At 63.6% G+C, this 8,021-nt stretch carries 7 protein-coding genes; 5 read left to right on the top strand and 2 right to left on the bottom strand.

Annotated features, from left to right (window positions below; all coding sequences use genetic code 11):
- The first annotated feature begins 142 nt into the window (after positions 1 to 142).
- The 4 genes from NKI96_RS20945 to NKI96_RS20930 all read left to right on the top strand — a co-directional run bounded on the left by NKI96_RS20945 (position 143) and on the right by NKI96_RS20930 (position 4,654).
- Positions 143 to 1,897 (top strand): ABC transporter ATP-binding protein, encoded by a 1,755-nt coding sequence (locus tag NKI96_RS20945; protein WP_352805899.1) that lies wholly within the window; start codon positions 143 to 145, stop codon positions 1,895 to 1,897.
- On the top strand, positions 1,897 to 3,783 hold the full coding sequence (locus NKI96_RS20940) for an ABC transporter ATP-binding protein (protein ID WP_352805888.1): 1,887 nt from the start codon (positions 1,897 to 1,899) through the stop codon (positions 3,781 to 3,783). The genes NKI96_RS20945 and NKI96_RS20940 overlap by 1 nt, the downstream gene beginning before the upstream one ends.
- 364 nt (positions 3,784 to 4,147) lie before the next feature.
- A complete protein-coding gene (locus NKI96_RS20935; protein ID WP_023667887.1) occupies positions 4,148 to 4,312 on the top strand; it encodes a DUF3309 family protein in 165 nt (54 codons plus the stop codon).
- A gap of 207 nt (positions 4,313 to 4,519) precedes the next feature.
- Positions 4,520 to 4,654, top strand: coding sequence for a hypothetical protein (locus tag NKI96_RS20930; RefSeq protein WP_023686979.1), 135 nt, complete (start codon positions 4,520 to 4,522; stop codon positions 4,652 to 4,654).
- Here the strand turns inward: NKI96_RS20930 and NKI96_RS20925 are convergent.
- Positions 4,645 to 5,826 carry an MFS transporter gene (locus NKI96_RS20925; protein ID WP_352805885.1) on the bottom strand — a complete coding sequence of 394 codons (1,182 nt, stop codon included), beginning with the start codon at positions 5,824 to 5,826 and terminating at the stop codon, positions 4,645 to 4,647. The two genes, NKI96_RS20930 and NKI96_RS20925, sit on opposite strands and share 10 nt — an antisense overlap.
- A 102-nt stretch (positions 5,827 to 5,928) precedes the next feature.
- Positions 5,929 to 6,156 carry a DUF1127 domain-containing protein gene (locus tag NKI96_RS20920; protein ID WP_023692229.1) on the bottom strand — a complete coding sequence of 76 codons (228 nt, stop codon included), beginning with the start codon at positions 6,154 to 6,156 and terminating at the stop codon, positions 5,929 to 5,931.
- A 252-nt stretch (positions 6,157 to 6,408) separates the two neighbouring features.
- On the opposite strand from NKI96_RS20920, the gene NKI96_RS20915 reads away from it, so the two are divergent.
- A complete protein-coding gene (locus tag NKI96_RS20915) occupies positions 6,409 to 7,926 on the top strand; it encodes a winged helix-turn-helix domain-containing tetratricopeptide repeat protein (RefSeq protein WP_023834897.1) in 1,518 nt (505 codons plus the stop codon).
- Positions 7,927 to 8,021 lie beyond the last annotated feature (95 nt).

Here is an 8,021-nt window from a genome sequence, read left to right as displayed (position 1 = left end):
GAACTGACCGCTCGGCTTTGTCGTCATCGCAAAATCCCCGTTTCAAAAACAGGGAATCACATCCACCCAATTTTGCAACAGTCCCCATGTGGCGGAGGCGTCCTGGGGCAAGGGCCTCAGCACGCTGCTGCGCATCCTGCGCATGACGTTGCGCCATCCCTGGCAGGTTGCGATCACCATCGCCTCGACCTTCATCGCCGCGACGCTGCAGCTGTTCATCCCGCGCCTGCTGGGCCACGCCATCGACCAGGCGCAAGGCGTGATGGCTGGAGGCGGCGGCGCGGCGGCTGAGCAGGCGCTGTGGACCACGGCGATCACCTTGCTCGTCGTCAGCATTCTGCGCGGCCTCTTCACCATGGCGCAGAATTATTATGGCGAGGCCGTTGGCCACCGCACCGGCTATGAGCTGCGCCTGGCCTTCTACGAGAAGATCCAGCGGCTGAGCTTCTCCTTCCATGACCGGGTGCATACCGGCGACCTGATTACGCTTGGCCTGCTCGACCTCGACGGCGTGCGCATGTTCTTTTCCACCGGCATATTGCGCGTGGTGCTGCTCGGCGTGCTGATCGGCGTCGGCTCCTATCTCCTGATCAGCACCGATCTCGAGCTCGGGCTGCTCAGTCTGAGTTTCGTGCCGTTCGTCGCCTGGCGCTCCTCGGTCACACAGCTCAGGCTGCGCAGCACCTGGCTGACGCTGCAGGAGCGGCTGTCAGTGCTGAGCCGGGTGATGGACGAGAACCTCGGCGGAATCCGCGTCGTGCGCGCCTTTGCGGCGCAGCGGCATGAGCTGGAAAAATTCGACCGCGCCAAGAAGTCGGCGCTGGAGCTTGCCGACCAGCGCGTCGACATCCGCGTCTCCAACACCAGCGCCATGAATTTTTCCTTCCTGGCGGCCATGGGCCTGGTGCTGTGGTTCGGTGGCCAGAAGGTGATCGCGGGCCAGATCAGCGTCGGCACGCTGGCGCAGTTCCTCACCTTCATGACCATCCTGCAGATGCCGGTGCGCCAGCTCGGGCTGATGGTCAACTCGTTCGCCCGCGCCTCGACCTGCGGCACAAGGCTGTTCGAACTGCTTGACGCCGAACTTGACATCGAGGATGCGCCTGATGCCAAGGATCTCGTGGTCACCGAAGGCTTGCTGCGCTTCGACAATGTCGGCTTCCGCTACGCGGGCGCCGGCGGCCGGCCGGCGCTGTCGGGCATTTCCTTCGAGGCCAGGTCCGGCGAGACCGTCGGCATTGTCGGCCCGCCGGGCAGCGGCAAGTCGACCATGGCGCATCTGATCCCGCGCTTCTACGATGTGAGGTCAGGCGCGATCACCATCGACGGGCAGGATATACGCGAGGTCACGCTGCAATCGCTGCGCAAGGCGGTCGGCGTCGTGCAGCAGGACGCATTCCTGTTCACCACCTCGATCGAAAACAACATCGCCTATGGAAATCCCTGGGCGCGCGAGACCCGCATCGGGCAGGCGGCTGAATACGCCCAGTTGCACAATTACATCATCGGGCTTCCGGCCGGCTACACCACGGTCGTGGGCGAGCGCGGCTCATCGCTTTCCGGCGGCCAGCGGCAGCGCCTGACCATCGCCCGCACCCTGATGCTGCGGCCTTCGGTGCTGGTCTTCGACGATTCCACCGCGGCTGTCGACGCCGGCACCGAGCAGCGAATCCGCACCGCGATGAAGCGCTTCGCCAAGGACCGCGTGACGCTGATCATCTCGCACCGGCTGAGCTCGCTGATGCATGCCGACCAGATCCTGTTCGTCGAGAATGGCCGCATCTCCGAGCGCGGCACGCACCAGGAATTGTTGGCGCTGGGTGGACGCTACCGCGCGCTTTACGACCTGCAGCTGCGGCCGGACGACGATTTGCCGGTGGCGGTGGGAGCCGCATGATGTCGACACAGAACGACGACCAGAAGGAAGACACCAGCCGGCGGCCCACCAGGGCCGTCGTCGGTTCGCACCGCGACGAGGAAGAGGTCTTCGGCAAGGTCTACGATCCGCGTATCGTGCGCCGCATCTGGAGCTTCGTGAAACCGTATCAGGGCCGGATCTTCATCTCGGTTGCCGCCGTGCTGGTGTTCACGCTGACGCAATTGGCGATCCCGCTGGTCATCCGTTACGCCATCGACCACGGCATGGCGGCGGGCAAGGCCGACAGCTCCGTCATGAACTGGGCGATCGGCGCCTTCGCTCTGATCATCCTGATCAACTATGGCGCCAGCTATGTCCAGGAAAGTGTCGTCGGCAAGGTGGCCGAGAATGTGCTGTCGGATTTGCGCCGCGCCATGTTCAGCCATCTGCAGCGTGTGTCGCTGAGCTTCATGGACAAGACCGAAGTGGGACGGTTGATGTCGCGCCTGCAGGGCGACGTCAATTCCATGCAGGAATTCCTCGAGACCTCGGTGATGTCGGTGGGCGACATCGTGCTGCTGTTCGGCATCGTCAGCGTTCTGTTGTGGCTCGATTTCCGGCTCGGTCTGCTGACGCTGTCGACCATGCCGGCGTTGTTCATCGTGCGCCTGTTCTGGCTGCCGCGCGCCAAGGTCGCCTTCATGGCCGCGCATGAGACCAACTCGATCGCCAATGGCGCGCTGGCCGAAGGCATCCATGGCGTTCGCACGGTGCAGAGCCTGGAGCGCCAGCACGTCAATTTCGACCTTTATGACGAGAAGGTGCTGGCCAATCTCAGGGCTCACCTGACCTCGGCCAAATATGCGCAGGTGATGGTGCCGATCGTCGACACGCTGACCGGCATTGCGATGGCAACCGTGATCGTCGTCGGCGGTTCGATGGTGCTGTCGCACAGCCTCGACATCGGCGTCATGGTGGCGTTCCTGTTCTATATCCAGCGCTTCTTCGACCCGATCCGCTCGCTCACCATGCAGTACTCGGTCATGCAGCGTGCCATGGCGTCGGGCCAGCGAATTTCCGAAGTGCTCGACGTGCCGGTCGATGTCAGCGACAGACAAGGCGCGGTGGCGCTGACGCGCGACATGGACGGTTCGGTCGAGTTCAGGAACGTCACCTTCGGCTACCGGCAGAACCAGCCGGTGCTGAAAAACATCTCCTTCCGCGTCAATCCGGGCGAGACGGTTGCGCTTGTCGGCCCGACCGGTTCGGGCAAGTCGAGCTGCATGGCGCTGGTGCACCGCTTCTATGATGTCTGGTCGGGCGAGGTGCGGGTCGGCGGCCGCGACGTGCGCGACGTGACGCAGGATTCGCTCGGCGACCAGGTGGCGATGGTGTTGCAGGAGCCATTCCTGTTTTCCGGCACGGTGCTGGAGAACATCCGCTACCACAAGACATCGGCTACCCGCGAAGAGGTTGTGCGCGCCGCGCAAGCCGTTGGCGCGCACGACTTCATCGAGCATTTGCCCGATGGCTACGACACCGAGCTCGAACAGCGCGGCGGCAATCTGTCCCTCGGCCAGCGCCAGCTGATCAGCTTTGCACGCGCACTGGTGGCGGATGCGAAAATCCTGGTGCTCGACGAGGCGACGGCGAGCATCGATTCCTACACCGAGATGCTGATCCAGAAGGCACTGGTCACGCTGCTGGAAGGCCGCACCGGGCTGGTCATCGCGCACCGGCTGGCGACCATACGCGGCGCCGACCGCATCATCGTCTTACAGAACGGCGAGATCGTCGAGAGCGGAAATCACGAGCAGCTGATGGCGGCCAAGGGCCTCTATGCCAGGCTCTACAACATGAACTACGCATCGTTCGACGATATTGCCGAGGAAGACATAGGCGCGCCGGCCGGCAAGGCGACGTGAGCTGCTGCCGGTTCAGCTCGACTGGGAATGGTGCGGGGCCAAAACTCGTCGTCGACCAATTCGGCTTCAGATGACGACACGTTTCGCCGCGCCTTCCAGCGCAAGCCCGGCGTCACGCCTGCCGGCGCGTTCAGGTGGACGAGCCGCCGGCCGCCTTGAGGGCGATCCTCCCTAAATTCTGAATTCTACGCGCCGCCCGGCGCGCGATGCACGCGCAGCTTGCGCCTGAACCTCAGCAAACGCCGTCATGATGGCTTTCGTTCCTTAGCCGTCGGATGAAAATCGCCGGGGAACAGGAAGGCTTGCTGGGAGTTTAGTTCTTCGAGCCGCGCCGTGAACGGCGCGGCAGCGAAGGAGACGGCATATGGGCCTGGGTACCATTCTTATTATCATCCTGATCATCGCGTTGCTCGGCGGCTTCAGCGGCCTCGGCGGCGGCCCGTTTTACGGCACTGGTTACTATGGCGGCGGTGGCCTCGGGCTGGTGCTGATCATCGTGATCATTCTGGTTGTTCTCGGGCGAATATAGGTTGCCATTGGCGGCCGCCGAGTTCTACGGCGGCCGCGTTTTCGCCTGACATCGAGGTTGAAGACATGGCAGCTGAAGACATTGCTGGTCCGGAAACACTGGGCCGGCGTCGGCGCGAGCGAACGTGACGAGCTGGGATATCCTAATGGTGGCACTATCCTAAGGCGGCGGGCGTAAGCTGCAGATCCCGACACCCGCCTGGCGGCCGTGGCGTTCATCGAGGCGGATCGGACGCTTCGAGAAACCCAGGACGGCGACGAGGCGGGTTCGGCCTTTCTCGCTCTTGTCGACAAGGGCAGCATCGGCCTGAAGGCCGCAATGGCAGGCACGCCTTACGCCTGAACGCGGTCAACCCGCCGTAACTCCGCCAGCAGAAACACCACCAGCACGCAGCACAGGATGCCAAGCGACAATGGCAGTCCCTGATGTCCGGTCAGTTGCATCGCCAGCCCGGCCACGGGTGAGCCGACGATGCCGCCTACCCCCCATACGAACGCGAAGGCGGCATTGCCGGCGATCAAGGCTTGACCGGTGAAACGCTCGCCGAGCTGGATCAGCGACAGCGTGTAGATCCCGAACGAGACCCCGCCCCAGACGAAGAAGAGCGGCCAGACAAGCCATGTAGCGAAGAGCAACGGCAACAGCAAACAACCGGCCAGGCAAGCCAGGACACAGAACAGCATCATCGGCTTCGAGCCAAACCGTTCGGCGGCGCGCCCAAGCACGACCTGCAGCACGGCATTGCCGGCGATGAAACAGGTGATGAGCGAAGCGATGCGCTGCTCAGTGCTGCCGAGCGCGGCACCATAGACCGCGAACAGCGAAAGCAGGACTTGCTCGAAGGCGGCAGCCGTGAAGACTGCGAACAAGAGCAGCGGCGCCAGCGCGAAGAAGCCGCCGACCGACACCGCTTCGCCCTCACGCGGCATGTCGGGCAGGCGTGGCGCGACGGCAAGCACGATCAGGCCGCAGACAAGGAAGGCCGCGCTGCCGATGATGAAGGGTGGCCATCCTTGCGTGCCGACCAAGCCTAGCGACAGCGGGCCGAGGCCAAAGCCGGCGGAAACGATGGAGGAGTATAGGCCCATGATGCGGCCTCGGCGTGCGGCGGGTGTGATCGAGACCAGCCAGGTTTCACTGATCACGTAAAGCGGATTGGCAAAGAAGCCGAGCAGGAAGCGCAACGGCATCCAGGCCCATACATCCTGCGTCCAGGCAATCGCGATCAGGACGGTTGCTGCCAGGATCGAACACACAACCGCAAAGCGCGCCGCGCCCACCCGCCGGACCAGCGCCGGCGTGAAGAGCGACGATATAATGAAACCCAGAGGCGTCATCGCGGCCGAGAGGCCGATAAGGCCCGGTGTCGTCCCTTGCCGTTCCAGGATGAAGCTGAGCAGCGGATACGTCAGCCCCTGTGCTATGGCGAACACCGTAACTGTCGCGATGATGCCGGCCATCGCGGCCCATGCGATGTGGTTCTCCGGCGGTGACGTCGCGTCTTCGGCGCTCATGCCGACTTCGAAGCAGGATCGGCACGTTCCGGCAAGGGCAAATGCCGGCAAAACGCCGCGGTACGCCCAAACAGGCGGGCGGGTCTTATCCGCGACATCAGCTCACACTTGCCAGAAGCGTTTGACGATTTCGGCCTCGACCTGGCGTCTGGTCAGACCGATATCGTCGATCAGGTGCGGATTGGCCTCCGCCATCTGCTTGAGGTCCCAGCGAAAGCGTATCCGCTCGCGCCAGGCCGCGATCATGCCCCGCGGGCCTGTCGGACGCCGGCCCGATGACACCGCCTTTTCCGGCAAGGCTGCACGAGCAGAAGCAAGGGTATCGTTCATGGCAACCTCCATTCGGTTTGAGGGGCGACAGCCCTCTGCTTGAAAGAGCTTGAATTCTGCCGCATGCGGACGGCGCCGTAATTAAGCGCAGCCAAATAGTTCTCAAAAGTTCCAAAGCAGTTAGAGCACCTCGCCGATTCATAGAAACGACGAGGTGCTCAACTATTTGTTTTGACGCCATACGTCCGTGAAGCGCTCCGCGCTTTCCCGTGGGAAAACCGCCTTCACACCTTTCCTGGAATTGCTCTATAGATGCGCGTTATGCAGGGATCGCGCTTTGCCTTTGGTCCGTTCGTGCTTGATCCGGGTGCGGGAACGCTCCTTCGGGACCAAGTTCCCGTCGCCGCCGGCCACCGCGGACTGCAGCTGCTGGCGGCGCTCGTCGCCCGGCCCGGCGAGATCGTGGCCAAGGCCGAGTTGATGGATGCGGCATGGCCAGGAACCGCCGTTGAGGAAGGCAACCTCACCGTCCAGATTGCGCAATTGCGCAAGCTGCTGGGTCCGGCCACGAACGGCGGAGAATGGATATCGACCGTTCCGCGCGTCGGCTATCGCTTCGCCGGCGCCATCGAACAGCTCGGCGACGAGAAGCGACAGGCTTTGCCGCTGCCCGCCAAACCGTCGATAGCCGTGCTGCCCTTTGCCAATTTCAGCAACGACCCCGAGCAGGAAGCCTTCGCCGACGGGTTGACCGAAGACCTGATCACCGACCTGTCGAGGATCGGCGGCCTGTTCGTCATCGCGCGCAACTCGACCTTTGCCTACAAGGGCAAGGCGGTGGATGTGCGCGAGGTCGCCAGGGAACTTGGCGTGCGCTATCTCTTGGAGGGCAGCGCCAGACGCGCCGCCGGGCGCGTGCGCATCAACGCCCAGCTGGTCGACGCGCTGAGCGGCGAGCATTTGTGGGCAGACCGCTTCGATCGCGGCCTGGAAGATATTTTTGCCGTTCAGGACGAGGTGACGGCCAAGATCGTCGAGGCGCTGCTTGGCCGGCTGCGCGCGCCGCTGCCGCGCAACCGGCCTCGAAATCTCGAGGCCTACGATCTGTGCGTGCGAGCCCGCAACCTGATCGACGTCTCGCCGGAGACGGCGCGCGAAGCGCATCTGTTGCTGACGCGCGCGCTTGCGCTCGATCCGGACTATGCCGAAGCCTATCGCTGGCTTGCCATGAACCACTGGATGGGATGGGTGCATTGGGGAGAGCCCATTGAGCCTGCCCGCAGCCTTGCCCTGGAACTGGCGCGCAAGGCTGTGGCGATCGATCCCAACGATGCCGGCTGCCACTGGGTGCTTGCTAACCTGCTTGCCTATGAGCGCAGATTCGACGAAGCGGATGTGGGATTTGCCAAGGCGTTCGAACTCGACCCGAACGAGGCCGATGCCTGGGCGACATTGTCCGACATCGCGGTCCTGGCCGGGCGCGTCGAGGACGGCCTCGACTATATCGGCAAGGCGTTCCGGCTGAACCCGTTTCCGGCAAGCTGGTACTACCTGACGCTCGGCCAGGCGCAATATGCGGCGCGCGACTATGAAGCCGCCGTCGAGACGACGCGCCGGGACGAGACGTATCGGACAAGCTCGCGCCGTTTCCTTGCGGCAAGCCTTGCGCAACTCGGCCGGATCGATGAGGCGCGCGCCGAGGTCGACCTGTTCCTTGTCGCGAACCCACATTTCACCACCCGCCACTGGGTCGAGACTGAGCCGTTCCGCGACACTGCCACGCTCGACCATTTCGTCGATGGCTTCCGAAAGGCCGGACTTCCGGAGTGACGGACCGGCGTGCTCGATCGATGCAGGCACCGTCGGTTGCGGCTCAATCTGCCAATGTTTGCAAGTCGCGAGGCCGCTGACCGATCTTGCTTCCG

The sequence above is a fragment of the Mesorhizobium sp. M0292 genome (assembly GCF_040321695.1).
Classification (GTDB): domain Bacteria; phylum Pseudomonadota; class Alphaproteobacteria; order Rhizobiales; family Rhizobiaceae; genus Mesorhizobium.
Note: the sequence above shows the minus strand (reverse complement) of the source record. Positions and strands in the feature narration are given on the sequence as shown.

Coding starts and splice junctions, on each gene's coding strand:
- NKI96_RS20945 (WP_352805899.1), top strand. CDS start 143: ATGACGTTGCGCCATCCCTGGCAGGTTGCGATCACCATCGCCTCGACC.
- NKI96_RS20940 (WP_352805888.1), top strand. CDS start 1,897: ATGTCGACACAGAACGACGACCAGAAGGAAGACACCAGCCGGCGGCCC.
- NKI96_RS20920 (WP_023692229.1), bottom strand. CDS start 6,156: ATGAACGATACCCTTGCTTCTGCTCGTGCAGCCTTGCCGGAAAAGGCG.
- NKI96_RS20935 (WP_023667887.1), top strand. CDS start 4,148: ATGGGCCTGGGTACCATTCTTATTATCATCCTGATCATCGCGTTGCTC.
- NKI96_RS20925 (WP_352805885.1), bottom strand. CDS start 5,826: ATGAGCGCCGAAGACGCGACGTCACCGCCGGAGAACCACATCGCATGG.
- NKI96_RS20915 (WP_023834897.1), top strand. CDS start 6,409: ATGCGCGTTATGCAGGGATCGCGCTTTGCCTTTGGTCCGTTCGTGCTT.